Origin of the sequence: Streptomyces pseudovenezuelae (assembly GCF_001513955.1) — a bacterium.
Taxonomy (GTDB): domain Bacteria; phylum Actinomycetota; class Actinomycetes; order Streptomycetales; family Streptomycetaceae; genus Streptomyces; species Streptomyces pseudovenezuelae.
Genome location: NZ_KQ948146.1, coordinates 635,756 through 662,291, shown reverse-complemented (window position 1 = coordinate 662,291; position 26,536 = coordinate 635,756). Strand labels below are relative to the sequence as shown.

24 protein-coding genes, 1 tRNA gene and 1 pseudogene are annotated in these 26,536 nt (G+C 72.0%); 15 read left to right on the top strand and 11 right to left on the bottom strand.

Features of this window, described 5'->3' with window-relative positions; genetic code table 11:
* Positions 1-9: 9 nt before the first annotated feature.
* The 3 genes from AQI94_RS15065 to AQI94_RS15055 are packed head-to-tail and all read right to left on the bottom strand — an operon-like array spanning position 10 to position 1,588.
* Entirely contained in the window at positions 10-489 is a 480-nt protein-coding gene (locus tag AQI94_RS15065) for a Dps family protein (RefSeq protein WP_031057888.1), read from the bottom strand.
* Positions 486-743 (bottom strand): WhiB family transcriptional regulator, encoded by a 258-nt coding sequence (locus AQI94_RS15060; protein WP_031057891.1) that lies wholly within the window; start codon positions 741-743, stop codon positions 486-488. Before AQI94_RS15060 ends, AQI94_RS15065 begins: the two co-directional genes overlap by 4 nt.
* Before the next feature lie 44 nt (positions 744-787).
* A complete protein-coding gene (locus tag AQI94_RS15055; RefSeq protein ID WP_031057894.1) occupies positions 788-1,588 on the bottom strand; it encodes an alpha/beta hydrolase in 801 nt (266 codons plus the stop codon).
* Between the two features lie 184 nt (positions 1,589-1,772).
* Here AQI94_RS15055 and AQI94_RS15050 point away from each other — a divergent pair, with 184 nt between their 5' ends.
* Positions 1,773-2,546, top strand: a complete 774-nt coding sequence (locus AQI94_RS15050; protein WP_031057895.1) for a sulfite exporter TauE/SafE family protein — start codon at positions 1,773-1,775, stop codon at positions 2,544-2,546.
* On the opposite strand, the gene AQI94_RS15045 is transcribed toward AQI94_RS15050, so the two are convergent.
* Complete coding sequence (locus AQI94_RS15045; RefSeq protein ID WP_031057900.1) at positions 2,532-3,326, bottom strand: HAD-IIA family hydrolase; 795 nt, start codon at positions 3,324-3,326, stop codon at positions 2,532-2,534. The genes AQI94_RS15050 and AQI94_RS15045 overlap by 15 nt on opposite strands.
* A 139-nt stretch (positions 3,327-3,465) precedes the next feature.
* Between AQI94_RS15045 and AQI94_RS15040 the strand changes: the two genes are divergently transcribed.
* A complete protein-coding gene (locus tag AQI94_RS15040) occupies positions 3,466-4,212 on the top strand; it encodes a cobalt-precorrin-6A reductase (RefSeq protein ID WP_062229761.1) in 747 nt (248 codons plus the stop codon).
* Between the two features lie 32 nt (positions 4,213-4,244).
* On the opposite strand, the pseudogene AQI94_RS15035 reads toward AQI94_RS15040, so the two are convergent.
* The 3 genes and pseudogenes from AQI94_RS15035 to AQI94_RS15025 form a co-directional block, all read right to left on the bottom strand.
* A pseudogene (locus AQI94_RS15035) lies at positions 4,245-4,601 on the bottom strand (MFS transporter); the annotation flags it as partial.
* Between the two features lie 58 nt (positions 4,602-4,659).
* Positions 4,660-5,433, bottom strand: a complete 774-nt coding sequence (gene cobF / locus AQI94_RS15030; protein ID WP_031053814.1) for a precorrin-6A synthase (deacetylating) — start codon at positions 5,431-5,433, stop codon at positions 4,660-4,662.
* Between the two features lie 92 nt (positions 5,434-5,525).
* Positions 5,526-6,044, bottom strand: a complete 519-nt coding sequence (locus AQI94_RS15025; RefSeq protein ID WP_062229760.1) for a DUF309 domain-containing protein — start codon at positions 6,042-6,044, stop codon at positions 5,526-5,528.
* Positions 6,045-6,144: 100 nt separating this feature from the next.
* On the opposite strand from AQI94_RS15025, the gene AQI94_RS15020 reads away from it, so the two are divergent.
* Positions 6,145-6,218: transfer RNA gene (locus AQI94_RS15020), tRNA-Pro, on the top strand.
* A 224-nt stretch (positions 6,219-6,442) separates the two neighbouring features.
* Here AQI94_RS15020 and AQI94_RS15015 read toward each other — a convergent pair.
* A complete protein-coding gene (locus AQI94_RS15015) occupies positions 6,443-8,320 on the bottom strand; it encodes an acyltransferase (protein ID WP_031059166.1) in 1,878 nt (625 codons plus the stop codon).
* A 143-nt stretch (positions 8,321-8,463) separates the two neighbouring features.
* Here AQI94_RS15015 and AQI94_RS15010 point away from each other — a divergent pair, with 143 nt between their 5' ends.
* Positions 8,464-9,126: an NUDIX domain-containing protein gene (locus AQI94_RS15010; RefSeq protein ID WP_031059164.1), complete on the top strand. Its 663-nt coding sequence runs from the start codon at positions 8,464-8,466 to the stop codon at positions 9,124-9,126.
* Between the two features lie 87 nt (positions 9,127-9,213).
* Complete coding sequence (locus AQI94_RS15005; protein WP_031059163.1) at positions 9,214-10,197, top strand: aldo/keto reductase; 984 nt, start codon at positions 9,214-9,216, stop codon at positions 10,195-10,197.
* A gap of 40 nt (positions 10,198-10,237) precedes the next feature.
* On the opposite strand, the gene AQI94_RS15000 is transcribed toward AQI94_RS15005, so the two are convergent.
* The gene (locus tag AQI94_RS15000) at positions 10,238-10,972 is read right to left on the bottom strand and encodes a TetR/AcrR family transcriptional regulator (RefSeq protein ID WP_037945301.1); all 735 of its coding nucleotides are present in this window, start codon (positions 10,970-10,972) and stop codon (positions 10,238-10,240) included.
* Between the two features lie 171 nt (positions 10,973-11,143).
* Between AQI94_RS15000 and AQI94_RS14995 the strand changes: the two genes are divergently transcribed.
* From AQI94_RS14995 to AQI94_RS14970, 6 genes are read left to right on the top strand one after another with little or no spacing between them, the layout of a single operon-like run.
* Complete coding sequence (locus tag AQI94_RS14995; protein WP_031059159.1) at positions 11,144-13,867, top strand: DegT/DnrJ/EryC1/StrS family aminotransferase; 2,724 nt, start codon at positions 11,144-11,146, stop codon at positions 13,865-13,867.
* Positions 13,867-14,919, top strand: coding sequence for an LCP family protein (locus AQI94_RS14990; protein ID WP_078902971.1), 1,053 nt, complete (start codon positions 13,867-13,869; stop codon positions 14,917-14,919). The genes AQI94_RS14995 and AQI94_RS14990 overlap by 1 nt, the downstream gene beginning before the upstream one ends.
* Positions 14,920-14,923: 4 nt before the next feature.
* A complete protein-coding gene (locus tag AQI94_RS14985) occupies positions 14,924-16,093 on the top strand; it encodes a glycosyltransferase family protein (RefSeq protein ID WP_051832948.1) in 1,170 nt (389 codons plus the stop codon).
* Entirely contained in the window at positions 16,084-17,562 is a 1,479-nt protein-coding gene (locus tag AQI94_RS14980; RefSeq protein WP_031059153.1) for a Wzz/FepE/Etk N-terminal domain-containing protein, read from the top strand. Before AQI94_RS14985 ends, AQI94_RS14980 begins: the two co-directional genes overlap by 10 nt.
* A gap of 31 nt (positions 17,563-17,593) precedes the next feature.
* Positions 17,594-18,868 carry an O-antigen ligase family protein gene (locus AQI94_RS14975; protein ID WP_031059151.1) on the top strand — a complete coding sequence of 425 codons (1,275 nt, stop codon included), beginning with the start codon at positions 17,594-17,596 and terminating at the stop codon, positions 18,866-18,868.
* Between the two features lie 4 nt (positions 18,869-18,872).
* Positions 18,873-19,631 carry a TylF/MycF/NovP-related O-methyltransferase gene (locus tag AQI94_RS14970; protein WP_031059148.1) on the top strand — a complete coding sequence of 253 codons (759 nt, stop codon included), beginning with the start codon at positions 18,873-18,875 and terminating at the stop codon, positions 19,629-19,631.
* 47 nt (positions 19,632-19,678) lie between these two features.
* Here AQI94_RS14970 and AQI94_RS14965 read toward each other — a convergent pair whose 3' ends face one another.
* Positions 19,679-21,175, bottom strand: a complete 1,497-nt coding sequence (locus AQI94_RS14965; protein ID WP_031059145.1) for an oligosaccharide flippase family protein — start codon at positions 21,173-21,175, stop codon at positions 19,679-19,681.
* Between the two features lie 7 nt (positions 21,176-21,182).
* Positions 21,183-22,187 (bottom strand): glycosyltransferase family protein, encoded by a 1,005-nt coding sequence (locus tag AQI94_RS14960; RefSeq protein WP_031059143.1) that lies wholly within the window; start codon positions 22,185-22,187, stop codon positions 21,183-21,185.
* A gap of 54 nt (positions 22,188-22,241) precedes the next feature.
* Here AQI94_RS14960 and AQI94_RS14955 point away from each other — a divergent pair, with 54 nt between their 5' ends.
* The 4 genes from AQI94_RS14955 to AQI94_RS14940 all read left to right on the top strand — a co-directional run bounded on the left by AQI94_RS14955 (position 22,242) and on the right by AQI94_RS14940 (position 26,497).
* Complete coding sequence (locus tag AQI94_RS14955; RefSeq protein ID WP_031059141.1) at positions 22,242-23,081, top strand: hypothetical protein; 840 nt, start codon at positions 22,242-22,244, stop codon at positions 23,079-23,081.
* A 24-nt stretch (positions 23,082-23,105) separates the two neighbouring features.
* Complete coding sequence (locus AQI94_RS14950; protein ID WP_159050636.1) at positions 23,106-24,347, top strand: right-handed parallel beta-helix repeat-containing protein; 1,242 nt, start codon at positions 23,106-23,108, stop codon at positions 24,345-24,347.
* Between the two features lie 123 nt (positions 24,348-24,470).
* Entirely contained in the window at positions 24,471-25,532 is a 1,062-nt protein-coding gene (locus AQI94_RS14945) for a glycosyltransferase (protein ID WP_051832946.1), read from the top strand.
* Positions 25,532-26,497: a glycosyltransferase family 2 protein gene (locus AQI94_RS14940; RefSeq protein WP_051832944.1), complete on the top strand. Its 966-nt coding sequence runs from the start codon at positions 25,532-25,534 to the stop codon at positions 26,495-26,497. The genes AQI94_RS14945 and AQI94_RS14940 overlap by 1 nt, the downstream gene beginning before the upstream one ends.
* Positions 26,498-26,536 lie beyond the last annotated feature (39 nt).

Sequence of the window (26,536 nt, the reverse complement as noted above, 5' to 3'; positions counted from 1 at the left end):
TGCGGACGGTCAGTCCCGGGGCCAGTTCTCGGCCTCGAACATCCAGCGCTGCTTCTCCAGCTCGGCGGTGATGCCGATCAGCAGGTCCTGCGTGACCGGGTCGGCCTTCTCGGTGGCCTCGATGCGCTCGCGCAGTCGGCCGATGGCCGCCTCCAGCGTCTCCACGATCAGCCGGACGACCTCGTCGTCGCGGATCCAGCCGCCCTTCGAGCCGGGCAGCGTGTACGCGGCGGCGATCGACTCGGGCCGGCCGTCCGGCGGCACACCCAGGGCCGCGGCGCGCTCCGCCACCGTGTCGGAGAACGAGCGGGCCGTCGTCACCACCTCGTCCAGCTGCAGGTGGATGGACCGGAAACGCGGGCCCACGATGTTCCAGTGCGCCTGCTTTCCGATCAACGACAGACCGATCAGATCCACCAGGGTGTTCTGCAGGGCCTCCCCGGCCGTCTCGCGGGCCGAGTCGGACAGGGTGCTCCTGACCACAGTCATACCGTGCTCCTCCTTCTGGCATGGTCAATGCCCGTACGGAGCTGTTCGTCGCGTTCCTGTTCGCAGGTCCCGCCCCACACGCCCGAGGTCTGCCCACCGCTGAGCGCCAGATCGAGGCACTCGGGGGCGACCGGGCAGCGGGCGCAGACGCGCTTCGCCGCCGCGGTGTCCCGCAGCGCGGGTCCTTGCGTGCCCACGGGGAAGAACAGCTCGGGGTCCTCTCCCACGCAGGCCGCTCGACGCAACCACTCCATGGGGGCGCGGGTGCCCCGGGCGTACTCGTGCAAACTGTGGTGTCTCAGCCTGTGAGCACCTCGTCGAGGAAGTCCGTCACGTCTGCGAAGACGGCCGCCTTGTTCGTCTCGTGGAACACCTCGTGCCGGGCTCCGGAGTAGATCCGCTCGGTGAACGTTCCGCCCCTGATCCCCTCGATGCCGACGCGGCTCCCTCCGAGAGGTACCAGCCGGTCGTCGTCGCCGTGCAGCCACAGCAGCGGGAGCGGGCCGACGTCACCGCCCCCCGACACGGTCTCCAGGGTGCGGGCGAACGCCTCCACCGTCGGGCGCTTCATCGGGCCGTGCCAGACGAGGGGGTCCGCCCGGTAGGCGGCGCCCACCGCCGGGTCACGGGAGAGGGAGGCCGGGCTGACGGGCGTGTCCGGGATCTCGTCGAGGGCGAGCAGCGCCCCGGGCAGCTCCCAGGCGCCGATCACCGGACCCGACAGCACGAGCGCGGCGAGCTCGGTGCCGTACCGCTGGGCGAAGCGGGCGGCGATCAGACCGCCCATGGAGTGCCCGACCATGACGAGGGGGACACCGGGGTGGACGCTCCGCGCCAGGGCCGCCACCGCGTGCACGTCCGTGACCACGTCCTCGAAGTCCTCGATCAGGACCCGTTCCCCGGCGGACTTCCCGTGCCCGGCGTGATCGGGCCCGAAGACGGCCGCTCCGTGCGCCACGAGGACCCCGGCGAGTTCTTCGTACCGGCCGACGTGCTCCCCGTATCCGTGCACCACGAGGGCCAGGTACCGGGGGTGGTCGTGCGGCCACTCGCGCACGGCGAGAGGGCCGTTGCTTCCGGTGAGGACGTGCTCGGCCATGTCTGCTCCCGCTGCGTCGCAGTCCGAAACTCGCGGTGTCGATGCGGTGTCGATTAAAGCCGCTCCGTCCCTCGATGACGACGGCCGGGAGTCACGAGGGGGCCGAGTCCGACGACTCCAACAGGACCACTCGGCGAGACGGCACTGACAAGATCTCTTACCTCCACCTAGCATCGGTCTCCGCATGGACACGATGACGCTCTGGCACATTTCCGGCTGGGAGTTCGCCGCGCTCGCCGCCGCGGCCCTGCTCGTCGGCTTCTCCAAGACGGCCGTCAGCGGGGCCAACACGGTCAGCCTCGCGATCTTCGCCGCGGTGCTGCCCGCCCGCGCCTCCACCGGCGCGCTGCTGCCGATCCTGATCGCCGGGGACCTGCTCGCGGTGCTCACCTACCGACGGCACGCCCACTGGCCCACCCTCTGGCGCCTGTTCCCCGCGGTCGCGGTCGGCGTGGTCGCCGGCACGCTGTTCCTGCAGTGGGCGGACGACGGGATCGTCCGCACCTCGATCGGCGCGATCCTCCTCTTCATGGCCGCGGTGACGGTGTGGCGCCGCCGCACGGCCGACACCGAGGAGGAACCCGACTCGGTCGCCACCCGAACCGGCCGGATCAAGGCCCGCTCCTACGGTGTGCTCGGCGGCTTCACCACCATGGTCGCCAACGCCGGCGGCCCGGTGATGTCGATGTACCTGCTGTCGGCTGGCTTCCGCAAGCTCGGTTTCCTCGGCACCTCGGCGTTCTTCTTCCTGATCGTCAACGTCTCCAAGGTGCCCTTCAGCGTCGGCCTCGGCCTGATCGACGGCCGCTCGCTGCTGCTCGACCTCGCCCTCGTGGCGTTCGTGGTGCCCGGGGCGTTCCTCGGCAAATGGGCGGTGCACCGGATCAACCAGCGGCTCTTCGAACAGCTCGTGATCGCGGCGACGGTCGTGGGCGGCGTACAGCTACTGCTGCGCTGACGCGCCGAGCAGCGCCGGCAGGTCCGCGATGGAGTCGATCACGTGGTCGGGCCTGCCGCTCGCCGAGCGGTGGGTCTCCGGGAGGTACTTCCCGGTCCTCACGAGCACCCCGGTGAGCCCGGCGCGCTGGGCGGCCAGTACGTCCGACTCGATGTCGTCGCCCACCATCAGTGCCTGGTCCGCCCCGACCCCGAGCCGGGCGAGCGCCGCCTCGAAGAACGCGGGCGACGGCTTGCCGGTGACCTCGGCCTCGGTCCGGGCGGCCTGCTCCAGACCGGCCAGGAAGGCCCCGGCGTCGAGCTGGAGCCCGTCGGCGGTACGCCAGTACAGATTGCGGTGCATCGCCACCAGCCGGGCCCCGCGCTGCAGGTGCCCGAAGGCCTGGTTGAGCGCCGGGTAACCGAACTCGGGTCCCGCGCCACCGAGGACGACCACATCGACCTCCTCGGCCTCGCCGCCGACCAGCGTGACGTCCGCGAGATCCTCGGCGATGTCCCCGCTGTTCAGCAGCGTGCAGCGGGCGCCGGGGCAGTGCTCGGCCAGATATGAGGCGGTGGCCGCGGGCGCGGTGAGAATGTCCTGCGCCTGCACGGAAAACCCCGCCCCCGCGAGCACCGAGGCGATCGACGCCCGGGTCCGCGAGGTCGTGTTCGTCACCAGCGCCACGCCGAGACCGGCCTCCCGGAGCTCCCGCACCGCCGCCACCGCCCCCGGCAGCGGCTCCCACGACACGGTGAGAACTCCGTCGATGTCGATCAGGACCGCGCGCACGGATGCCATGCCCGGACCCTAACCAGGAACGGGTGGGAACGCCCGTTGCCGCGCGCCAAGGACGCCCTGCCAGGAGGAGCGCGGCCGTCGGCCGCAGTCGCCCACCCGCCGTGCCGTCTCGCGCCTGGGACCTCGTACGCTTCCCGCCATGTCCCCGCACATCCTCATCCTCGGCGGCACCACCGAGGCCCGCGAACTGGCCGCCGCGCTCGCGTCGCGGCCGGGGTGGCGCGTCACCACCTCCCTCGCGGGGCGGGTGACCCGGCCGGGCGCGGTGGCGGGGGAGGTCCGGGTCGGAGGGTTCGGCGGGGCGGAGGGGCTGGCCGACTGGCTGCGGGAGGAGCAGGTCGACGCACTGGTCGACGCCACGCATCCCTTCGCCCGCGCGATCACCGCCCACGCGGCCCGGGCGGCCGCGGCGACCGGTGTGCCCTCGGTGGTGCTGCGCCGCCCGGGCTGGCGGCCCGGACCGGGGGACCGCTGGCATCCGGTCGACTCCCTCGACGAGGCCGCCCGGTTGCTGCCGGGCCTCGGCCGGCGGGTGTTCCTGACCACCGGCCGCATGGAGCTCGCCGCCTTCGCCCCTCTCACCGCACTGCACTTCGTCGTACGGTCGGTGGAGCTGCCCGAGCCGCCCCTGCCCCCGCACACCGAAGTCCTCCTGGCCCGCGGCCCGTTCACGGTGGCCGACGAGTCGGCGCTCCTCCACGAGCACCGCATCGACGTCCTGGTCACCAAGGACAGCGGGGCAGCGGCCACGTCCGCCAAACTCACGGCCGCCCGCGAGCTGGCCCTGCCCGTGGTGGTCGTACGCCGACCGGCCCTCCCGGACGGGGTGACGGCGGTGCCGGACGTGGCGGGAGTACAGAGGTGGCTCGACCTCACCCCGCGATGACGGAGCCCGCACGCGGACCACGGCCCCGCTTTTCAGGCGGCCGCGCTGCCCGTCAACTCCCGTGTCCGCTGCGGCAGTCCGCTGTTGAGGTCCTCCACCAGGAGGCGCTTGGCGATCGTGTCCACCGCGGCCCGCAGATCCGCGTCCGACGGGCGGCCGAGGTCCTGCTGGACCCGCTCCGCCAGCCAGGAGCCCCACGCCTCGCCGATGACCCGGGCCTCTCGCGCACCCGCCCGGGTGTGCGAGAGGAGATGGCCGTCGCGGGTCAGGAAGCCTTCGTCGACCATGCGGTCGAAGACCGGCAGCAGCACCTGGGGCGGCAGCCGGCGGCGCGCGGCGATCATGCCGAGGCCGGCATGGCCGACCACCCGGGTGTGCAGTTCCACCTCGCTGGACCATCCGTGCATGCGGGGCGGTCCGCCCGGGTGCCCGCCGCCCTCCCGGTGCCTACCGCTGCCGCGGACGGCGGCGCAGCAGATACGTGTCCATGATCCAGCCCTTGCGCTCCCTGGCCTCGGCCCGCAACCGCTCGATCCGGGGCGCGGCCTCGGCGATCGGACCGGAGGCGAGGATCTCGTCCGGGGTGCCGATGTAGGCGCCCCAGTAGATGTCGATGTCCTGGTCGGCGTACGCCCGGAACGCCTGGTGGGCGTCGAGCATCACCACCACGTCGTCCACACCCTCCGGAAACCCCTCGGCCAGGCGCCGCCCGGTGGTGATCTGCACGGGCCGCGCGACCCGGTTCAGGCCGGTGCGATGCCGTGCCACCAGCGCCGACACACTGCTGATGCCGGGCACGACGTCGTACTCGAAGGACACCGAGCCGCGCTCCAGGATCTCCTCCAGGATGCCGAGGGTGCTGTCGTACAGCGCCGGATCCCCCCACACCAGGAACGCGCCGCTCTCCTGATCGCCCAGCTCCTCGGCGATCAGCCGCTCGTAGATGTCGGCGCGGGCGCTGCGCCAGTCGCCGACGGCGGGGGAGTAGGCGGAGCCGCCCGCACCGCGGTCCCGCTCCGGGTCCCGGGCCTCCACCACCCGGTAGGACCCCTCCGGTATGTGTGCGTCCAGCATGTCCCGGCGCAGCTGCGTGAGATCGCTCTTCACCTCGCCCTTGTCCAGGACGAAGAACACGTCCGTGCTCCGCAGCGCCCTGACCGCCTGGAGGGTGAGCTGCTCGGGGTCGCCCGCGCCGATACCGATGACATGAATCTTTCGCACACCCCGAGTCTGCCCCACGCCACTGACAGCGACGGCACCGCGTCCGGGCATCGCGCCCGGAGCTGCCCCGCGGCGCCCACCCTGCCCTCCCGTCACCCCCGCAGCCGAGGCCCGCGGACCTGTGCGTCCACCGCCGCTCCGGTCCGCTCCACCTCCTCCGCCAGCTGCCGTGCCCACTCGGTGAGCCCGGCCAGGTCCAGCCCGTACGGCTGCCCCCGCCCGGCGGCCGACGCGGCCCACTCCTCCACGGCCCCGGCGCCGCGCCGCAGCAGCCTCGCGCCGCCCGTGATGTTCCCGCGGGCCGCGTGGGTCAGCCCCACCGCCAGCTGGGCGAGCCCCCGCCACAGGGCCCGTTCCTCGTCGGGACCCGCCTTCCAGGCGTCCTCGAAGACCTCGTGCGCATGGAACGGGCGCCCCGCGTCCAGCAGTTCCTGAGCCTCGGCCACCGTCTCCCGCGGGGTGCGCAGCACCCCCTCCGGCTGCCGCGCGACGCCGTCGGCGCCATAGGGGAGCGGCCGTCCGAGCCCGTCCCGCGGCCGGGCGTTGCGGGCCCGTCCCTCGCTGTCGCGGTCCCGCGCGCCCGTCTGCCGTCCTGAGGATGTACTGGCCATACGTCGATTGTGCCGCGCCCGGCGCGGGCTTCGGTCCGGCCCCCGACGTGGGGTAAAGTTCGGTACGCGCGTTCCCGCGGTCCACCGCGGGGCAGCGCACCGGGACGTGGCGCAGCTTGGTAGCGCACTTGACTGGGGGTCAAGGGGTCGCAGGTTCAAATCCTGTCGTCCCGACGGTGCGAAGGGTCTTCGCGGGCGAGAGCCCGCGGGGGCCCTTTTCGTAAATCGGCGTGTCGCGGCGGCAACCTTTACGGGGCCGGCGGCGACTTGGCTGCGAAGGTCCGGACGGCTCCCGCCCCGGTACCGGTAAGGAAGCGGCTCGGTCCGTGGCGGGAGGCGCTCCGTACGGAGAGGACGCCGGGCGCTCCAAGGCGAGGACTGCCGCACCGGCGGCCTTCTCACCCAGGCCCCTCGATCCCCTGCCGGGCCGGTTCGGGGCGGTGGATGCCGCGGGGGCGGTAGCCGAGCTCGGCGGAGCGGCCCAGCAGGTCGGCCAGGTACCAGACGATGGCCAGCCACATCTCGGTGCCCTGGAGCCCGGGCTCGGGGCCCGGTCCCGCGGCGCCAGGACCGAAGCCGCAGCCCCGGCCGTCCTGCCAGCGCGGCAGCACCCCGGCCAGCTGCCGCTCGGCCCAGTCGCGGATCTCGCCGGACCGGTAGCCGTCACCGGCACGGCCGCCGAGCTGCTGGGTGCACAGCCACAGCGGATGGGCGACGTCGAGCACATTGCAGGCGTTCTCCCGCCCCGGACCGAAATGCCGGGCGTCGCGCGCGTGGTCCAGGACCGCGTCCACGACCCGTTCCGGATGAGGCACCGGCAGACCGAACTGTGCGAACGATCCCCGCGTCAGCCGGTAGAACCCGTTGACCACCTGGAGCCGGCCCTCCTCGGCCGACGGGCTGCCCCACATCCCGGTCCATGGATCGACCCGGGTCAGCAACCAGCCGAACAGCGACTCCGGCGCCCCGGACCCGCCGTCACCGTGCCGCAGGTTCCAATGGACAGCGGTGGCGAGGCTGTCGACCCAGGCACCGGCACCCCACGCCCCCGTACGCCAGGGCAACGCCTGCAGTCGCTCGACGAGTTGACGTCCCGTCATGTCCCGTACACCACGCACCGGATGAGGAAAGCCGGGGCCCAGCAGATCAAGGGCGTACCCCACGCACAGCACGTGATAGAGCGCCGCGCCCTCGCCGATGAACCCGTCGGTGTCCGCCACCGGAAGCGGTTCACCGAACTCCGGCACGAGACCGCTGGCCGGATCCTGGAGCCCGCTCAGCCGCCGGATGTGCTCCCCGGCGGACAGCTGCTCCGGCACGGCCCCGAGCAGCAGATCGGCGATCTCCACGGCGTCGCAGTGGGCCCGCACGGTGGGCACGGCACCGGGCCGGTCGACGTAGCGCTCCCCGTCCCAGCAACGGTCGAGGAGCTCGCCCACCTGGGCCCGGGCGGTGTCGGCGAAGACGGTCAGGCCGCGTGCGCCGGGGTCCGGGCCGAGGACGGGCACAGGACCAGGACCCCCTCGTGACGGTGTCCGCTGCCGAAGAGTGGCCGCCTCCGCGGGTCCGGCCGCGCGCGCCTCCCCCCGTTCCAGCGGTGCCCGCGCCGAGTCGCTCCCGGCCGGCGCGGCTGCCTCCGTCCGGTGGGCGCCGTCCGGCCGTGTCCCTGCCCCTGTCGTCACGGCCTGCGGGCCCCCGGCCGTCCGCGTCTCCCGCCGGTCCCGCAGGACCCGGGCCGGATTCCCCGCCGCCACCGACCATGCCGGCAGATCCCGTGTGACCACCGCTCCCGCTCCGATCACACAGTGGTCGCCGACGGTGACGCCGTCCACGACGATCACGTGCGAGCCGATCCAGACGTCGTCCCCGACCCGGATGCCCCGGCTGGTGAGCGGCTGGCGGAAGACGGGCCGGTCGGGTGCCATGGAGTGGTTGAAGCCGAGCAGCGAGGTGTGGGCGCCGATGCGGACGCCGGTGCCCAGTACGACGTTCCCGCGCACCGTGGTGAAGGGGTTGAGCGTGCAGTGGGAGCCCGTGCTCAGCTCCCCGGTGACATAGGCGTGCGCGGCGATGTACGAGTCGTCGCCGAGCCGCAGCCGGTCCGGGAACACCGCCGCGGACTCGGCGACGTAACACCGTTCGCCGATCCCGGTGTCGCCGCCGACCGCCCGCTGCACCTGCCGTTGCGCGGCACGCTGTTCCTCGGTCGCCTCGGCGGCGAAGAGCCAGGGGCAGTGGTCGAAGTGCCGTACGGACGGCCGCCGCGGATGATCCATGGCTGCACGCTAAGCAGCGCCGGGGCCACCGGGGAAGAGGTGGCGTACGCGACGCGGCGCGCGCCCGGATGGTAGAAGCGGGGCATGACCAACTCGCACCACGACCGCTGCTCCCCGTTCTCCTCCCGCCCGGCGGGTGTCCGATGACCGAGGGCGCCGACCTCCCCGACCGCCGGGGCCGCACCAGACTCGACCGCACCGGCCTGGACCTCACCCGCAACCCGCGCGTCAGGGTCCGCGAGGTGAAACTGCTGTCCAGCCACTGGTATGTCGAGCGGGCCACGACCTTCGACCTCCGGCGCGCCGACGGGACCTGGAGCACCCAGGAGCGCGAGACCCACGACCGCGGCAACGGCGCCACCATGCTGCTGTACGACACGGAACGCGAAACCGTCCTGCTCACCCGCCAGTTCCGCTACCCCGTCTATGTCAACGGGCACCCCGACGGCCTGCTGATCGAGACCCCGGGCGGACTGCTCGACGACGATGACGAGCACCCCGAGATCGCGGTACGGCGCGAGGTCGTCGAGGAGACCGGGCACACCATCGGCGAGGTCCACCACGTCTTCGACGTCTACATGAGCCCGGGTTCGGTCACCGAGCGGGTCAGCTTCTACGCGGCCGAGTACGCCTCCTCGACCCGCACCCACGAGGGCGGCGGGCTCGACGAAGAGGGCGAGGACATCGAGATCGTCGAACTGCCCTTCCCGAGAGCCCTGGAGATGATCCGGACCGGCGAGATCGCCGACGCCAAGACCATCATGCTGCTCCAATGGGCCGCACTGGAAGGCCCGTTCGCCAAGTGAGCACGCGGGCCCTTGACTTGAAGTGCGCTTCAAGATGAAGACTGCCGTGTGTGCCCCGAAGAGGGGTGCATACGGGAGGACATCATCATGAAGTACCGCACCATCGGCACCGACCCGGCCACCCGCCGAGAGGTCAGTGTGCTCGCGCTCGGCGCGATGCTCTTCGGCTCACGGACCGACGAGGAGACCTCCTTCGCCGTCCTCGACCGCTATGTCGAGGCCGGCGGCAACTTCATCGACACCTCCGACAACTACGCCTTCTGGGAGGACGGCGGCCAGGGCGGCCAGAGCGAGGAACTGCTCGGCCGGTGGCGGCGCAGCCGCGGCATCGGCGACGAGATCGTCATCGCCACGAAGCTCGGCGCCCGCCCCCTGGCCCCCGGCACGAGCTACGTCGACAACGCGGAGGGCCTGTCGGCCAAGGTGATCCGCGAGTCCGCGGAACGCAGCCGGGAACGCCTCGGCGTGGCCAAGCTGGACCTCCTCTACGCGCACATAGAGGACCACGAGGTCCCGCTCCAGGAAACGGTGGAGGGGTTCGCCGAACTGGTCGCCGAGGGCACGGTGGGCCTGCTGGGTGTGAGCAACCACGCGGTGTGGCGGGTGGAACGGGCCCGAGCCCTGGCCGCTGCGGCCGGTCTGCCCGCCTACGAGGTCCTCCAGTACGCCCACAGCCATCTGCGCCCCCGCACCGACGTCCCGGAGCCCTTGTTCCCCGACGGCAGCCTCGGCCACGCGGGCGCGGACCTGCTGAGCTACCTGCGCGCCGAGCCCGCCCTCACCCTGGTCGCGTACTCACCGCTCCTCAAGGGCGCCTACACCCACCCGGACCGCCTCCCCGCGGACTTCGACCACCCGGGCACCCCGCCCCGCCTGAAGGTCCTGGCCGAGGTGGCGAAGGAGACGGGCGCGACCGTCAACCAGGTGGTCCTGGCCTGGCAGATCGGCAGCGGTCTGCCTGTCGTCCCCCTCGCCGGGGTGTCGTCCGTGGCGCAGCTGGAGGAGAACCTGGCGGCGGTGGACTTGGAGCTCACGGGGGAGCAGCGGGAGCGGTTGGACGCGGTGGGCTGAGGCTGTCGGGGTCGTGCGGGCTGAGGGTGGCCGGGCGGGTTCACCCCGTTGCGGCGAGGCGGTCGAGCAGAGCGTCCAGCCCGGTCGCCAGTCCCTCGGTTCCGCCGCGCTCGGCGAGTGCGGCGGCCACGCCCCGCAGGACGGGCAACTCGTGGGCCGGCATGCGGTGCAGGCCCAGGCGGAACGCCGGTTCCTCCTCGTCGGGGTTGTCCACCATCGGCCGCAACTCCTCGGAGACGTAGCCGATCAGCCATGAGTTGAAAGCCCGGAAGAGGCCGACGACGGCAGCGTCGTCGAACCCGGCGCCGGTGAGCAGCGTCAGCACCCGCTCGTGGTTCCTCAGCACCGCGAGCGGGCGACGGGCCAGCGGGACCGCCAGCATCCGCGTCGTGAGCAGCGGGACCGCCTGAGGGTGGGCGAGACACACCTCGTAGGTCGCCCGCGCGACACGCTGGAGCTCGGCACGCCAGGACGATGCCTCCGCCTGCCCGGCCAGCCGCTCCTCCAACTCCAGGTACAGCGCCTCGACCAGCCCGTCCAGCAGGGCGTCCTTGCCCTCCGCGTACCGGTAGAGCGCCATCGCCTCCACGCCCAGCTCCGCCCCCAGCCGGCGCATGCTCAGCGCCGACAGCCCTTCCCGGTCCACCAGCTCCAAGGCGCTGGCCAGCACCCGAGCCCGGCTGAGCCGGCCGTAACGGCCCCGGTCGGCGGCCCGGCGTGCCGGTCCGGCCGTCCGGGGGTCCCCGCTCCGCGCCTCGGGCCTCTCACCGGCCATGCCTCGCCTCCAGTCGGTCGGTACGCGCCGTGATTCCGCTTGTGTTGACTGTACGCATGACCGGGGGCAAGGTGTACGTATACGGCGTAAACATACGCTGCTGGGTGCCCAGGGCGCGAGAGCCCGCTCGGAGCACCGTCCCCCGGGAGAGCCAGAAGTGGGGAGTACGAGATGACCGTCCATCGGCTGCGAGCCCGGCAGGAGCCCGTGGACCACCCCTGGCCCCCTCAGCACCGCCTCTCCGCCACCGGGCCCGACACGGACCTCCTCGACGAGCGGGACGTGCCCTTCGCCACGACCTGGATCAGCCCGGAGGCCCGGCGCGCCGCGCAGCGGGTGCTCTCCTCGGGCTGGGTCACGACCGGCCACGAGACCGAACGCTTCGAGGACGACTTCGCGGACTACGTGTCGGCCGCACACGCCGTCGCGGTGAGTTCCTGCACGGCCGCGCTCGAACTGGCGCTGCGCGCCCTCGGGCTCCCGGCCGGCACGCCCGTCCTGATCCCGGCGCTGACCTTCTGCGGAGCGGCCCAGGCGATCCTGCACGCCGGACTGCGGCCCGTCCTCGTCGACGTCGACCCCGGCACCGGGACGGCGACGCCCGCCACCGTCGCCGCCGCGACCGCGGCCTGCGGGCGCCCGGGGGCGATGATGGTCCTGCACTACACCGGGGCCCCCGCACCCGTCGCCGAACTGGCCGAGGCGGCCGGCCTCTCCCTCGCCGAGGTGATCGAGGACGCCGCGCACGCCCTGGGCGCCACGGTGGGAGAACGGGCCGTGGGCAGCGTGTCACGGGCGACCTGCTTCAGCTTCTACGCCACCAAGAACCTGCCGATCGGCGAGGGCGGCATGGTCACCACCGACGATCAGCTGCTCGCCGACCGGATCCGCCGCGCCCGGCTGCACGGCATGTCCGCCGACGCCTGGCGGCGCACACTGCCCGGCGGCAGCTGGCGCTACACCGTCGACGAGGCCGGCCTCAAGGCCAACATGACGGACCTGCAAGCCGCCATCGGACGGGCCCAACTGCGCCACCTGGACGACTGGCAGGAACGACGGCAGGCCCTGGCAGAGCAGTACGCGGCGGCACTGGAGGCCGTACCGGGACTCGAACCGCTGCACACCACGGCACCCGGCCGGCACGCCCGCCATCTCCAGGTCGTCCGGGTACTGGACTCCTACGGGACGGGCCGCGACGAACTCGTCGAGCGGCTGGCCGAACAGGGCATCGGCACATCGGTCCACTTCATCCCGCTGCACCACATGCCGTACTTCCGACGCGCCTCGATCATCCCGGCCGGCGGACTGCCGGGCGCCGACACGCTCTTCCCGCAACTGCTCTCCCTGCCCCTGTACCCGCACCTCACCGAGCGCTCGGTGAGCCGGGTCTGCGCCCAGCTCTCACGGCACGCGGCCGGCTCCCGCCGCCCCACCGGTCTGCGCACCCTGGTCATCGGAGCCGGTGAGGCCGGGCGGGCACTGGCCCGGGACCTCGCCCGCACTCCGCAGTACGGACTCCAGCCCGTCGGCTTCCTGGACGACGATCCGGCCAAGCGCCGGGCGGGCTCCGTCGGCGGCCTGCCGGTCCTGGGCACACTGGAGGACACCGGGACCGCGGTGTCGCTGCACCGGGCCGAAGCGGTGATCGTGGCCGTTCCCGGCCTGGCCCCGACCCGGTTCCGCCAGGTGGCGCGGGCCGCCGAGGCCGCGGGGGCCCGTGTGCGGTACCTGCCGTCGTTCATCGCCGCGCTCCGCCGCGACGTGGTCGGCGACGACATGCGGGAACTGGACGTGCGCGCGCTGATCGGCCGCGCCGAGATGCATGTGGTCAGTCCCGAGGCGGGCGCCACGATCGCCGGACGACGTGTCCTGGTCACCGGGGCCGGCGGCTCGATCGGCAGCGAACTGTGCCACCAGGTCCGCGCGTTCGGCCCGAGCCGTCTCTTCCTCCTCGACCACGACGAGTCCAACCTGCACCGGCTCGAACTGGAGCTGCACGGCGACGCCCTGCACACCGACGACATCGTCATCTCGGACATCCGCGACCGCCCCCGGATCGACCAGATCTTCCACCAGCTGCGCCCCGAGGTGGTCTTCCACGCGGCCGCGCACAAACACCTGCCGCTCCTCGAACTCCACCCCTGCGAGGGCGTGAAGACGAACGTGCGCGGCACCGAGAACCTGGTCAGGGCCGCCGCGGCCGTCGGCACCGCGCGGTTCGTGCTGATCTCGACGGACAAGGCGGCCGACCCGGTGTCGGTGCTGGGCGCCACGAAACGACTGGCCGAGCTGATCGTGCACCGCGCCCAGCAGAACGCCCCACCCGGGACGGTGTTCGCCGCCGTCCGCTTCGGCAACGTGCTGGGCAGCCGTGGCTCCCTGCTCTCCGTCGTGGCCCAGCAACTGGGAGCGGGCTCCCCGGTGACCGTCACCCACCCCGAGGCGACCCGCTTCTTCATGACCGTCGAGGAGGCCGTCGGACTGGTCCTCGAAGCGGCACACATGGCCCGCGGCGACGAGGTGTTCGTACTGGACATGAACGGCCCCGTGCGGATCGTCGACCTCGTCCGCGGCTACGCCAACTCCCTGCACGTCCCCGACGTGGACATCCGCTACACCGGACTGCGCCCCGGCGAGAAGCTCAACGAGACGCTGTTCTCCACCCGGGAGGACCACACCCGCACCTCGCACCCGGGCATCCTCGCCGCCACCTCCACGGACGAACGCTCCGCCGACCTCACCCGGCGCCTGCCCAAGCTGTACGCCGCCGCCGACAGCAACGACACCGACGAGCTGCGCCGCATCCTCACCGACCTCCTGCCCGGCTTCCCCGCCCCGGCCCCGACACCCGAGCCGCAGGCCGGGCTGGCCGATCCGTACCCGGACGACTTCTGATGTCCGCGCGCCGGGGATGGCCGAACTGGGAGCCGAGACCACAGGTCCGGCGCCGCCGCCGCCGGCTGCGCCGCATCCTGGTGCTCGCCCTCGTCACCGTCCTCGCCCTGCTCGGCCTCGGCGCCGGTGGCATCTGGTGGGCCACCGACCACTACGGCGACCAGGTCGCCCGCATCCCCGACGCCTTCCCCAAGGGCCCCCGCCCGCCCGAGTCCACGGGACACGACGGCGGTACGACCTTCCTGCTGGCCGGCGTCGACAGCCGCTCCCCGCGCCCGACCACCGGCAGCGACGCCACCGCCCAGCTGTGGAAGTACGGGGCGCAGCGCAGCGACACGCTGATGCTGGTGCACCTCGGCCACGACGAGAACAGCGCCTACACCCTGTCCATCCCCCGGGACAGCTGGGTGGCGATCCCCGGCCACGGCTCGGCGAAGATCAACGCCGCCTTCTCCTGGGGCGGACCACCCCTGCTCATCCAGACCGTGGAGCGCCTCACCGGCACCCGCGTCGACCACTTCGGTGTCATCGACTGGCACGGTTTCCGCTCCCTCACCGACGCCGTCGGCGGCGTCCCCGTGACCATCCCGCGCGACACCTACGACCCGGAGCAGAACCGCCACTTCCCCGCCGGCACCCACGTCCTGAACGGCGAACAGGCCCTGGCCTACGTCCGCCAGCGACACGGTCTGCCGGGCGGCGAACTGGACCGCATCAAGCACCAGCAGCAGTTCCTCCAGAGCCTGGTCGGCCGGATCCGCGCCGACATCAGCATCACCGACCCGCTCGGCACCGACCGGATGCTCGACGCGATCACGCGCGCGGTGAGCGTCGACGACCGGATGTCCAACGGGGACCTGCGCAACCTCGCCCTCGGCCTGCGCCATCTGAGCGGCGCGGACACCCGTTTCGCCACCGCGCCGATCATCCGGTCCGACATGATCCGCGGCCAGTACGTGCTGATCCTCGACAAGCCGGCGCTGCGCGCGCAGACCCGTGCCGCCGAAGCCGGCCGTCCACCGGGAGAGGAACCCGCCACCGCGAGGAGGTAATCCGTTGACCAGCGTGCCCACGAGGGCGACAGGAACGAAGCACGTCCTCGTCATCTGCCAGCTCGACGCCTACGCCAACGGCGTGAAGCCCGTCGAGATCCAGCGCTTCCTGCGGCAACTGGGCCACGACGTGCGCCTCGTCGACACCTATCACCTGAGCCGGTCCAGCCGCGCCCCGGGACGGTTCGCGGGCCGACTCCCCGCACCGAGCCCCCGCAAGGCGGCCCTCTACGCGACCGAGGCGACGGCGGCCGTCCTGACCCGGCGCTGGCGGTTCGGGCGGAGCCACCTCTCCTACTACCTCCTCCTGGCGGATCACCGGCTGCGCCGCGCCATCCTCAAGCGCACGCTGCCGCTCGACGACTACGACCTGGTGATCTGCGAGACCATCTACGACGCCGGAGTGCTGGCCGAGGCCAGGTCGGCCCGCACGCTCTACGACGCCCCCGCCCCCTGGGCCGACGAGGTGTACTTCGACGGCAGGGTGACGGACCGGCAGCACCGGAAGCTGCGCAGGCTGGAGACGGCGATCTTCGAGGGCGTCGACCACCTGGCCCTGCACTGGGACTCGTACGCGCGCTACGCCGTCGAGCACTACCGGATCAGCGGGCACAACCTGATGTCACTCAACTTCGGCTGTGTCCCCGCACCGCGGCGGGCGGACTTCGCCACCCCGCCGCGCGTCGTCTACCTCGGCAACGTGACCGCCGGTTTCAACAACCCGGCCCTGCTGTCCCGCCTGTCCCGGCTGTACCCCCGCATCGACGTGTACGGCGGCCCCCCGCCGGACCCCGCGCTCGGACTCAACTACCTCGGCTACGCGCCCTCGATCGACGTGCTGCGCACCTACCAGCTGGGACTGGTCACGTGCAGCGAGGACCAGTTGCGCCGGGACGGGTTCTCCTCCAAGCACGTCCACTACCTGTCGTACGGGCTGCCCGTGCTCGTCCCCTCCTGGCGGCGCCACCTCGACCTGCTGCGGGGCTCGGTGGTCTACACCGAGGAGACGTTCCGCTCCGTCGTCGAGGACCTGAGCGACGAAGGGCGGTGGCGGCGTGCCAGCGACGAGGCCTACGCCCAGGCCGAGCGCCTGAGCTGGGACGAGACCCTGCGTCCGCTGGAACATCTGCTCAGCGGTGATCCCCCTCTGCCCAGGGACCGGACATGGACCTGAAAGCCTACCGCCGCCTGCTGCGCTTCCACTGGGTGGCGATCCTCCTGTTCACGCTCCTGGGCGCGGCCGCCGGCGCGGCGGTGGCCCAGTCGCAGCCGCCGGTCTACGCGGCCAAGGCCCAGATGCTGGTGACCGTCACCGCCCCCGGCGAGGATTCGAGCCAGGCCTACCAGGGCGCGCTCCTGTCCCAGCAGCGCGCCAAGTCCTACACGACGCTGCTGACCGGCCAGGCGGTACTGCGTCAGCTCACTGACCAACTGGGGCTGCCGTACTCGGTCGAGCACATGAAGAGCCACATCACGGCGAGCAACCCGACCGACACGGCGGTCATCGACGTCACGGTCAAGGACCGTTCGGCCCAGCGGGCGCAGGACATCGCGCAGGCGCTGGGACCGGCGTTCTCGAGAATCGTCTCGTCCGCCGAGAACTCCGGGCAGCAGGGCGCCGGGCAGGCGCCGGTGATCAACGTCAGAACGCTGGATCCCGTCCAGCTCCTCGACCACCCGGTGTCCCCGCACAAGAGCTTCGACATCGTCCTCGGCCTCGCCGCGGGCCTCCTGCTCGGACTGCTCTGGGCGGTCGTCCGCGAGGTCACGGACACCCGGATCCGTGACGTCCAGGATCTGGAGCAGGGCACGGACGTCGACGTCCTCGGTGTCCTGCCCCGGGGCGGGCGCAACCGGGACAGGGAGTTCCGGTCCGGACTGCCCGGATCCCCGACGCAGGCCCAGGCCTACCGGTGGCTGGCCCTGACCACCGAGATCGCCGGCCGCGGCCCCGGACCACGGGCGTACGTGGTGACGTCACCCGTCCGCGAGGACGAGGCGGCCGCCGTCGCCGCCGGACTGGCGATCGCCCTGGCCGAGAGCGGCACGCCGACGATCGTGGTCGACGCCCAGAGCTCCCGGGGACGACTGGCCGACCTCCTCGGCCTGTCGTCGCCCTGGTCCCTCGCGGACGTCCTGGAGGGCAGTGCCGGCCTGGAGGACGCGCTGCGGGCGTGGCGTGAGGACGTGCCCCTGCGCATGCTCGCCGGGAGCGGGACGGAGCCCGGGACCGAGGCCGCACCGCTGCGGAAGGCGGACGTCGCCGAACTGTGCAGGCGGCTCATGCGACGGGCCGATGCCGTGATCCTCGTGGCACCCCCCGTGCTGACCCGGAGCGACGCGACGACCGTGGCCCGTGCCGTGGGCCAGGTGATCCTCGTGACCGAGGCCATGGCGACCCGGATGCCGGACCTCGTGCAGTGCGTCCAGCGCCTGCGCTCGGTCGGCGTCAAGATCCTGGGCACCGTGCTCAGCGGGGAGCGCGGACGGCGCAGCAGGCCGTACGTGTCGGCCGTCTCGGCCCCCACCCGCCTGGACGGGCGCCAGGTCCGGCGCGAGGACCACGGCCGGTCCCACACGGCCGAGTGGTCCCCGGGAAACGGTGCCGGGCCCCGGGGCGCGTCGAAGGCGGAACCCCGGTGAGCGGGCGCGGGAAGCGGAGCGGGGGCAGGTCATGACGACCGCACGGGCTCCCGCCCGGCACGACACCGGGGTGGGCCCCGGCGCCCGCCCCCGCGTCCTGCTGATGCTGGTCCTGATCGCGGCCGCGATGCCGATGCGCCTGGCCAGTTCCGTGCCGGGGATCAACTCGGTCTCGGTGCTGGACATTCTGCTGGGCGTCGTCGCGATCACCCTGTTCGTGGACCTGGCCTTCAGGCCGCCGGACGTCGGCTACCCGAAACTCTTCGCCCTGCTGTGCATCCCGGCCGTCATCTGCGGCATGTCGATGCTGTGGACGCAGGACCGGGGCGCGACGTTCCGTGCCGCGCTCGTGTACGCGGAGGGCATCGTCGCCTACCTCTTCGTCGTGCGGGAGCTGAGCGGGGCCTCGCCCGGCCGGGTCATGACGTACATCAGGCGCTACAGCTGTCTGCTCGTCGTTCCCGCCGTACTCCTCCTGCTGAGGGTCCCCGGCTTCGGTCCCGAGGAGACCGGGCTGCCCCCCGATTCCGACCGGTATCTCTCGTACTACACCAGGCTCTCCCACCCCGCCCTGGGGCCCTCGAACAACCTCGCCACCGTGCTGGCCTTCTTCGTCCCCCTCCTCCTGTACTGGGGCCATGTGCGGCACGACCGGCGGTGCACCCTGGCCGGCTGTGTCACGCTCGTCGCGGTCGTCTGCACGCTCTCCCGCGGGGTGATCCTCGGACTGGTGACGGCAGCGGTACTCGCGGGCCTGGGAGGCCTGTTGAGGAGACAGCACGCCGGCGGCCGGGTGGCCGGGAAGGTCCTCGCCGTCGTCGCGCTGGCCGCCGCCGGTGTGGCGCTGCTGTACCGGCTGGTGCCGGACACGCTGCTGGCCAGCCGCTTCAGCCTGGTCAACGTCTTCATCCGCTCGCAGTTCGCCGTCGACGCGATCGAGAAGATCGCGGACCGGCCGGTTCTCGGCTACGGCGGGGGAGCGGCGCCCGAGGGGATGTGGTTCCTGGCGCGGGTCCACAACACCTATCTCCAGCAGATGGTGTACTTCGGTGTCCCGCTGGGCCTCTTCGTCTCGGCCGTGCTGATCGGGACGGCCGTGTTCTTCTTCTCCCGGTGGCGCACGAGCGCGGTGGCCCGGGTCGTCGGCTTCACGCTCGTCGCCCAACTCTTCGTCTTCGCGGTCGAGTCGAGCTTCGAGGGCACGGTCCTTCGGGTGCTCTTCTACCTCTCCATCGGCCTCGCCACCACGCTGGTCCGCGCGTCCGAGGAGTTCCCGCCCGCGCTGTCCTCCCGCGGAAGGATCTGACGTCATGTCATGGACAGGAGCGGTGAACGCGAGACTGCGACGCGTCACGGGGTTCGAGGTCCACCGGGTGTCCCGGTCGGCCGTGCCCGACTACCCCGCCGACTACGACGAAGAGGCGAAAGCGGTGATCACGGCGGTCCGGCCGTACTCCATGACGCCTCCCGAGCGGGTCAACGCGCTGATCCTGGCGACCCGTTACGTCGTACGCCACCGCGTCCCGGGCGCGGTACTGGAGTGCGGGGTCTGGCGCGGCGGCAGCATGCACGCCGTGGCGCGCACCCTTCTCTCGCTCGGCGTCACCGACCGCGACCTGTACCTGTTCGACACGTTCGAGGGCATGCCGCCGCCGACCGGGCACGACCGCAGACACGACGGCGAGCCGGCCGACCGCCTGCTCGCGGACTCGGACCCGGACAGTCTGATCCGGGCCGTGGCGAGCCTTGAGGATGTCAGGTCCGCCTTCGCGCGCATCCCGTACCCGAAGGAGCGGATCCACTACGTGCAGGGCCTGGTCGAGGAGACCGTGCCCGACCGGGCGCCCGAGCGGATCGCGATCCTGCGCCTGGACACGGACTGGTACACCTCCACCCGGCACGAACTGGAGCACCTGTATCCGCGTCTGGTCTCCGGCGGCGTGCTGCTCATCGACGACTACGGCACCTGGCAGGGCTCACGCGAGGCGGTGGACGAGTTCCTGCGAAAGACCGGTGAACGGCTGCTGTTGCTGCGGATGGACGAGGGGCGGATCGCCGTCAAGCCGTGACAGGCCCCGGGGCCCGGCGTCGCTCGGGTTCCGGGCCGCTCCGGCGCTCACCCGCCGTCCTCCTCCCGGTCGCGGGAGAGCGCGGCACGTACCGAGCTGGCGGCGAAACCGCACGTCCGACGCACCAGCCGCCGGTCCGCGACGGTCATGCCGACGGCGAAGAGCACCGCGGAACAGCCGCCGCCGGCCAGGCCCGACCACAGGGTGCCGCCGCCCCGTACGGACACCGCCCAGCCCAGTGCCGACGAGCCCGTCCCGACGAGGACCGGGGCGAGCAGCGGGCGCAACAGCCGGACCGGGATCCTTCGGGTGGTGGCCCGGCCGAGCACCAGCGCCTCGACGACCGCGCCCGCGAACCAGCCCAGGCCCACGGACGCCACACCGAGCGGCACGAGCAGCGGCAGGGTGACGGCGAACCAGGTCACCGCCTGGAGGAGGCTCGCCCGCAGCACGGTGCGCGCGTCGCCGAGCGCGTAGAGGTATCCCTGGGTGGCCACCGAGACCGCCCCGCCCACGGCCAGTCCCAGACAGGCGCCGGGGACGACCGCGGCGGCGTCCCGCCACTGGGGTCCGAAGAGGCCGGGCACCAGCCCCGGCGCCGACCCCGCGAGGGCGGTCAGGACGAAACCCATCCCGACCGTGGTGATGTCGAGGGCCTGCTGGACCAGGCGCGTCGTGCGCACCTCGTCGGCGGCCAGCCGGGACATCGTGGGGAACGAGACCCGCCACAGCGACTGCAGAATCAGGTACGGCACCTCCATCAGCCGTTTGGCGAGGGCCCACAGGCCGAGCTGCGCGACCCCGCCGAAGGACGCGACGCACACGTTGAGGACCTGGTCGCGCAGCAGCCAGGTCGCGTTGACCGCCTGGAACCGCAGGCCGAACCCCACGAGCGGTCGGACGAGCCGGAACGTCGGCAGGGGCCGCACCAGTCCGGCGGGACACACGAACGCCATCACCACCGCTCCGGCCAGCGCGCGGACCACGGTCGCGGTCGCGAGCCCCCACACGCCGAACCCGGCCGCCACGGTGCCGATCGCCCATGCCTGGTAGCACAGCACCTGGGACATCTCCACCGCCACCAGCCGCCGGTAGCGAAGGGACCTCTCCAGCAGGATGCGGCCCGGGAACTGCAGGGCGACCAGCGGCATGGAGGCGACCATGACGGCGGTGACCGAGGCGACCCGGCCGAGCGGGACCGCCAGCGCCGCGGCGAGAGCGGCCATCGCCAGGGTCACGCCCAGTTGCAGCGCGCTCAGGGCACCGAGTTCCTGCCGGGTCGGGGGCTCCTCGCGCCGGATGAGCCCGGCGCCGAGGCCGCCGTCGGAGACGAGCCCGGCGAACAGCACGAAGGACATGCCGATGGCGACCACACCGAAGTCGTGGGGGTCGAGCAGCCGGGCCACGACCACGTTCCCGGCGAACCCCAGCAGAAGGATCACCAGGCCGCGGGTGCTGACGACGAAGACGCCCGCCTTGGCCCGTCGTCTCAGCTCGCTGCCCGAGAGAGCCTCGTCCTCACCGCGCGGCCGCCCGGCACCCATGCGGGGTTCAGCGCGCGGCTTGCCGTGAACGCCAACGGGCCAGCCGCGTCCTGATGCCGAACCGGCCGAGCTGGCGGCGGCCGTGGTCGTGGACGAAGGTCACCGCGTCGGCCCGGCGACGGTCGAGCGCGGCCGCCCGGCCCTCCCGCAGCCGGAGCGGCAGGCTGGGCGGGTCCAGCGGAAGGGCGACATCGGGTTCCAGGAGCAACCGCGTCATGAGGGTGGAGTAGAGCGTGTCCCGGGTGGCCTTGAGCCATGGCTTGGCCAGGACGTGATGGAGCAGGAAGGGCTCGGTGCCGTCGCCGTAACGGCACGTCAGGCGGTGCCGGTCGGCCAGCGTCAGGCCCGGGAACGGCGGATGCGGGGCCAACCGGTGGTCGAGGACGAGCAGTTCACCGGTCTCGAACCGGGCCGACAGCACCGCGTTGAGCACGTCCTGGTCGGCGAAGTAGAAGGGGTCGTCGAGCGTGGCACTGCCGTATCTGCTGTGCGCGATGCCGATGGTCTGCTGCCCCTGCGTCCACGGCGGCAGCAGGCGGTCGGTCAGCGTGTGCGGATAGGCCAGGAAGCCCGCGTTCAGATAGGGCCTGCGGTACAGCGGGCCGAGGCCGAGGGTGGTCTCCCACTCGGGGTGGAAGCGGTTGCTGTTGGGCAGGCAGTCGACGAACGCCGCGATCCGCCCCTGCCCCGCCGCCTGCGTGATCTCCGTCAGCGGCCGGGTGACGATGATGTCCGCGTCGATGAGGACCGCCACCTCCGCAGGGCACTGCCGGGGGCCGTAGGGGGCGAGGAACACCGCGGGCATGTCGGGCGAGGGCGGTTCCACGAGGGTGACGTGGTCCGCGAGCAGCTCCCGTTGCCCGGGCGACAGACCGATGTCCACGACGATCAGGGGCTCGGTGTGGCCCGTCAGTCGCAGGGAGTTGAGCAGTGCCACCAGCCCCGGGAAGAACCGCTGGTCGGCGACCGTGTAGAACGCGACGCCCGGAAGCGGGGCGGGGGAGTCGTCCACGATCCGATTCTAGGGCGAAATGTTCATACTGTCCTGTATGCCTAAAATTGCCCTATGTCCATCGAGCGGGTGGCCGTCTTCCGCTTCCATCGCGACCCCTTGATCAGCCGGGTCCGCGTCGGACTCCTGCGCCGGCTCAACCCCGGTGTGAGCGTGCACGGCATCTTCGGGGGTGGGGGCGGGGTGCGCGAAGCGGCCTGCAGGGCGACCGGCAGACGACTGCTCGGACTCGACACCCTCTACTGCTCCCCTCGCGACGGCCACTGGAACTGGAAGAACGGCGATCTGGTCCTGCTGGACTGGTACCGCGAGCAAGGTCACCGGCTCTCCTTCGACGTGCTGCATCTCGTCGAGTGGGACCTGCTGCTCACGGAACCGCTCGACCGGCTCTACGCCTCCGTACCGCCCGAAGCCGTCGGTCTGACCGCCCTGACGCCCCTGAGCGTGATCGGCGGGGACTGGCGCTGGCTCGCCGGGCGGGACGAGGCGCGGGAGTGGCGCGAGCTGCTGGGCTACGCCCGCACCGCCTTCGGCTACGACGGGACCCCGTACGGCTGTCTCGGCGTCGGGCCCTGCTTTCCCCGGGCCTTCCTGCACGACTACGCGGCGGCCGATCCCCCCGACCTCGGCAACGACGAACTCCGCTACCCCCTGTTCGCGCAGCTCCTGGGGCATCCGGTCGCCGACACCGGCTTCCGGCACGCGTGGCACTCCGCGGTCGACGACCGGTACTTCAATGCCGTGGGGGCGAGTGTCGACCCCGACACCGTCTCCGCGGAGCTGGCGGCTCCGGACGGCCGCCGCGCCTTCCATCCGGCCAGGGCGTCCTTTCGCGGGCTACGGCTGCCGGCGGCAGGCCCGTCGGGCGCCGCCGGCAGCCCGGAGAACAACTGACAAAGACATCGACCCGGTGCCGCTGTGGTCGACGCCACATTCCCTGTCAATCGGCAGTCCCGGCACGGTGATTCAGCCGGAATCGCGCTGTGCCGCGAGGGCGTGAAAGTTTCGGGAGTTCCGGTGTTCGGGTTGTCGCCATATGCTCCGAGGCTCGTAGACCCCGGCCGCAATTCGTTCAGGAGGTTGCCCGTGGGCATCTTTTCCAGGTCCAGCCCGCTGTCCCGCCGATCAATGCTGGGATTGATGGCCCTCCCGCTTCTCGCCGCGAAGCCTCCCCACCCCGCCAAGAGCGTGGTGGATACCGACGTCGTCCTGGTCACGGACTATGCGACACCGCAGCTCGCGGCGAACGCGGCCGCCGGCAAGCGGCTGCGGTTTCCGTCGGACCGGACGTACACCGTCAGTGATCTGCTGATACCGGCCGGGTGTTATGTCGAGGGCAACGGCGCGATTCTGAGGACCGCGAATTCGTCCACGACGGACAGCAGTGACGACGGCATACTTCGCGTGGGCGGAAACGGCGTCACCATCGACGGCCTGAAGTTCGACGGCAACAACCAGAACCAGGGCGGCACCTGGAACCAGCACCGTCACCAGGTGCGAGTGCACGGCAATTACAGCAACGTCCTGGTCACGGACTGCGACTTCTACAACATCATCGGCGACGGCGTCTACATCAACGTCGGTTCCGGCGGAAACACCGGACACACCATCGAGGTCCGCGACTGCACGTTCACCGCGGCCAACGACAACCGCAACGGTGTCAGTGTCACGTCCGGGACCAATGTCCATGTGCACCACAACACGTTCACGAACATGGCGCGGCCCGATATGCCGGGCGCGATCGACATCGAGCGGAACGCGGTCACCGACGTGATCGACGACATCCTGGTCGAATACAACACGATCACGCGTGCGGCCCTTTCCGGCACCGGTTCCCGGTACGGAATTCTGGCCTGCATGTTCAACTGCGTCGGCAGGAACATCGTGTTCAGGAACAACAATGTCAGCGGTGCCGGACTCAGCGCCGCGTGCCTGATCATCGGCGACAACAGCGGAACGCTCAACGCCAGTACGGTCACGGTCACGGGAAACGAGTTCCACGACGCCGGGGGAGCCGGCGTCGAGCTGAACTACGGCATCAGGCCCGACATCACCGACAACCGGTTCTCGAACCTGTCTCCGGGGATCCTGAACTACAACTCCTTCCTCGGGAACACGTCGGGCAACACCTTCACCAACGTCGCCCCCCAGATCTCCTAGGGCGATCTTCAGGACCGCGCGGTTGTCCCCCGCCGCGAGCTGTGCCTAAGCTGTATGTATACGTCGTATATTTACAGACACGTCGTATGGTGCAGACTCGGCTCACACTGGCGGTGAGGATCCGTGGATCACGGCTCGGACTGCTACGCCGTCACCCCCTACGGGCGGGGCGCCGGCAGCTCGCGGGTCCGTGTCTTCGAGTGGCTCGACCGCGTCGGCACGGACTTCGCCGTCGGCAGCTACCTCTCGCTGCCGGACGCCGCCCCCTCCCGTCTCGTACGGCACCCGGTGTCGCTCGCCCGCGCGGAACTCGGGCTCGCCGCCGTCGCCCGCGCCCGGCCGCGGCGACTGCTGCTGCACCGGGAGGCCTCTCCGCTCAGCCGCGGCTGGTGGGAGCGCAGGCTCCTGGCGAGCGCCGAGTTCGCCGTGTACGACTTCGACGACGCCCTCCAGTGGGACCGCGGCGAGGGCGGTCTCGCGCGCAGGCTCGCGCCGAAGGCCCCGAAGGCCCGGGCGGCCGTCCGCCAGGCGGACCGGGTCGTCGCGGGCAATGCCGTGCTGGCCGACTGGGCGTCCGGGCTCCAGCGGGACGTGGTGGTGATTCCCAGCTGCGTGGCGCCGGAGGACTACACGCCCAAGACCTCGTACGCCCTCCACGACCCGCCGCGGCTGGGATGGATCGGATCGGCTCACAACGAGGCGTGTCTGCTGCTGATCGCCGGAGCGCTCAAGGAGGTGCACCGGCGGACCGGCGCGCGGCTCACGCTCGTCGGGACGACCACCCCCCGCCTCGGCGAGCTGGAGGCGTTCGTCGACCGGATCGCCTGGAGCCCCGACAGCCAGCGCGGCGCGCCGGCCGGCATGGACATCGGCCTGATGCCCCTGCCCACCGACGCCTACAGCCTCGGCAAGTGCGGGTACAAGCTCCTGCAGTACGCCGCCGCCGGCCTGCCCGCCGTCGCCAGCCCGCTGGGTGTCAACGCAGGGCTGCTGTCGGAGTTCGGCATGCCGGCCCCCCGCACCGAGGACGAGTGGACCGGGGCGATCCTCGGGCTCATGGAGGGCCCGGCGGCGGAGCGGGAGCGCATCGGCCGGGCCGCCCGGGGGACCGCCGCCCGGCGGTACTCCTACGACGCGTGGCTGCCGGCGTGGCGGGCGGCCCTGGAACTGGGACCGGTGCCCTGATGACCCCGGCACCGCGGACCGTCCCGGCCGTCGACGTCGTGATCGTGAACTGGAACGCCGGTCACCACCTCCATGACTGCCTGCGCTCGGTCGTACAGGCCGATCGCTCGGAACTGCGGGTGGCCAGGATCGTGGTCGTGGACAACGCCTCCACCGACGGTTCCGCGGCGCGGCTGGCCGCCGCCGACATCCCGCTCGACGTGGTGCGCAACACCCGCAACCGCGGCTTCGCCGTCGCCTGCAACCAGGGCGCCGCCCGGGGCGACAGCGACCTGGTGCTCTTCCTCAACCCCGACACGGAGCTGTACCCGGACAGCCTGGCGGTCGTCGGCCGCGTGCTGCGGACACCGCCCCGGGACCGCATCGGGATCTTCGGGGGGCTCATGGTGGACGACCGGGGGAACCCGCAGATCTCGTGCTCGCGCTTCCCCTCCCTGCGCGTCTACCTCGGCAAGATGACGGGGCTCGACCGTCTCGCCCCCGGCCTCTTCCCGTCGCACCACCTCCGGCCCCGGGAGCTGACCGGTTCCAGGCCGGTCGATCAGGTCATCGGAGCGTTCCTCCTGGTGCGCCGAAAGGTGTTCGCGGAACTGCACGGCTTCGACGAGCGCTACTTCCTGTATCTGGAGGACGTCGACTTCGCCTGGCGTGCGCGCCGCGCCGGCTGGCTCTCCTACTACGTGGAGCAGGCCAGGGTCCACCACACGGGTCAGGTCAGCTCCTCCCAACTGGGCGCTTGGCGGCACTACTTGTTGCTGCGCAGCCGCACCACGTACGCGTTCCGGCACTGGACCGCGCCCCGGGCGTGGGCGCTGCTGGCGCTGACCCTGTCGGTGGAGCCGGTCGCCCGCCTGGCCGCCGCCGCGGTGCGGGGGCGGTGGACGGAGCTGGGACCCACGCTGGCGGTCTACCGGACGTTCCTGCGCTGGTTCCGTCAGGGGGGCCGGAGGTGTTCCGAGGGTTAGCTCGTGCGTCACGGACTTCGCCAGGAACGGAGGAGAACT

What these genes read in the sequence shown, in the direction of transcription:
- AQI94_RS15065 (WP_031057888.1), bottom strand. Translation starts at nt 489, where the DNA reads ATGACTGTGGTCAGGAGCACCCTGTCCGACTCGGCCCGCGAGACGGCC.
- AQI94_RS15060 (WP_031057891.1), bottom strand. Translation starts at nt 743, where the DNA reads ATGGAGTGGTTGCGTCGAGCGGCCTGCGTGGGAGAGGACCCCGAGCTG.
- AQI94_RS15055 (WP_031057894.1), bottom strand. Translation starts at nt 1,588, where the DNA reads ATGGCCGAGCACGTCCTCACCGGAAGCAACGGCCCTCTCGCCGTGCGC.
- AQI94_RS15050 (WP_031057895.1), top strand. Translation starts at nt 1,773, where the DNA reads ATGGACACGATGACGCTCTGGCACATTTCCGGCTGGGAGTTCGCCGCG.
- AQI94_RS15045 (WP_031057900.1), bottom strand. Translation starts at nt 3,326, where the DNA reads ATGGCATCCGTGCGCGCGGTCCTGATCGACATCGACGGAGTTCTCACC.
- AQI94_RS15040 (WP_062229761.1), top strand. Translation starts at nt 3,466, where the DNA reads ATGTCCCCGCACATCCTCATCCTCGGCGGCACCACCGAGGCCCGCGAA.
- AQI94_RS15025 (WP_062229760.1), bottom strand. Translation starts at nt 6,044, where the DNA reads ATGGCCAGTACATCCTCAGGACGGCAGACGGGCGCGCGGGACCGCGAC.
- AQI94_RS15015 (WP_031059166.1), bottom strand. Translation starts at nt 8,320, where the DNA reads ATGGATCATCCGCGGCGGCCGTCCGTACGGCACTTCGACCACTGCCCC.
- AQI94_RS15010 (WP_031059164.1), top strand. Translation starts at nt 8,464, where the DNA reads ATGACCGAGGGCGCCGACCTCCCCGACCGCCGGGGCCGCACCAGACTC.
- AQI94_RS15005 (WP_031059163.1), top strand. Translation starts at nt 9,214, where the DNA reads ATGAAGTACCGCACCATCGGCACCGACCCGGCCACCCGCCGAGAGGTC.
- AQI94_RS15000 (WP_037945301.1), bottom strand. Translation starts at nt 10,972, where the DNA reads ATGGCCGGTGAGAGGCCCGAGGCGCGGAGCGGGGACCCCCGGACGGCC.
- AQI94_RS14995 (WP_031059159.1), top strand. Translation starts at nt 11,144, where the DNA reads ATGACCGTCCATCGGCTGCGAGCCCGGCAGGAGCCCGTGGACCACCCC.
- AQI94_RS14990 (WP_078902971.1), top strand. Translation starts at nt 13,867, where the DNA reads ATGTCCGCGCGCCGGGGATGGCCGAACTGGGAGCCGAGACCACAGGTC.
- AQI94_RS14980 (WP_031059153.1), top strand. Translation starts at nt 16,084, where the DNA reads ATGGACCTGAAAGCCTACCGCCGCCTGCTGCGCTTCCACTGGGTGGCG.
- AQI94_RS14975 (WP_031059151.1), top strand. Translation starts at nt 17,594, where the DNA reads ATGACGACCGCACGGGCTCCCGCCCGGCACGACACCGGGGTGGGCCCC.
- AQI94_RS14970 (WP_031059148.1), top strand. Translation starts at nt 18,873, where the DNA reads ATGTCATGGACAGGAGCGGTGAACGCGAGACTGCGACGCGTCACGGGG.
- AQI94_RS14965 (WP_031059145.1), bottom strand. Translation starts at nt 21,175, where the DNA reads ATGGGTGCCGGGCGGCCGCGCGGTGAGGACGAGGCTCTCTCGGGCAGC.
- AQI94_RS14955 (WP_031059141.1), top strand. Translation starts at nt 22,242, where the DNA reads ATGTCCATCGAGCGGGTGGCCGTCTTCCGCTTCCATCGCGACCCCTTG.
- AQI94_RS14940 (WP_051832944.1), top strand. Translation starts at nt 25,532, where the DNA reads ATGACCCCGGCACCGCGGACCGTCCCGGCCGTCGACGTCGTGATCGTG.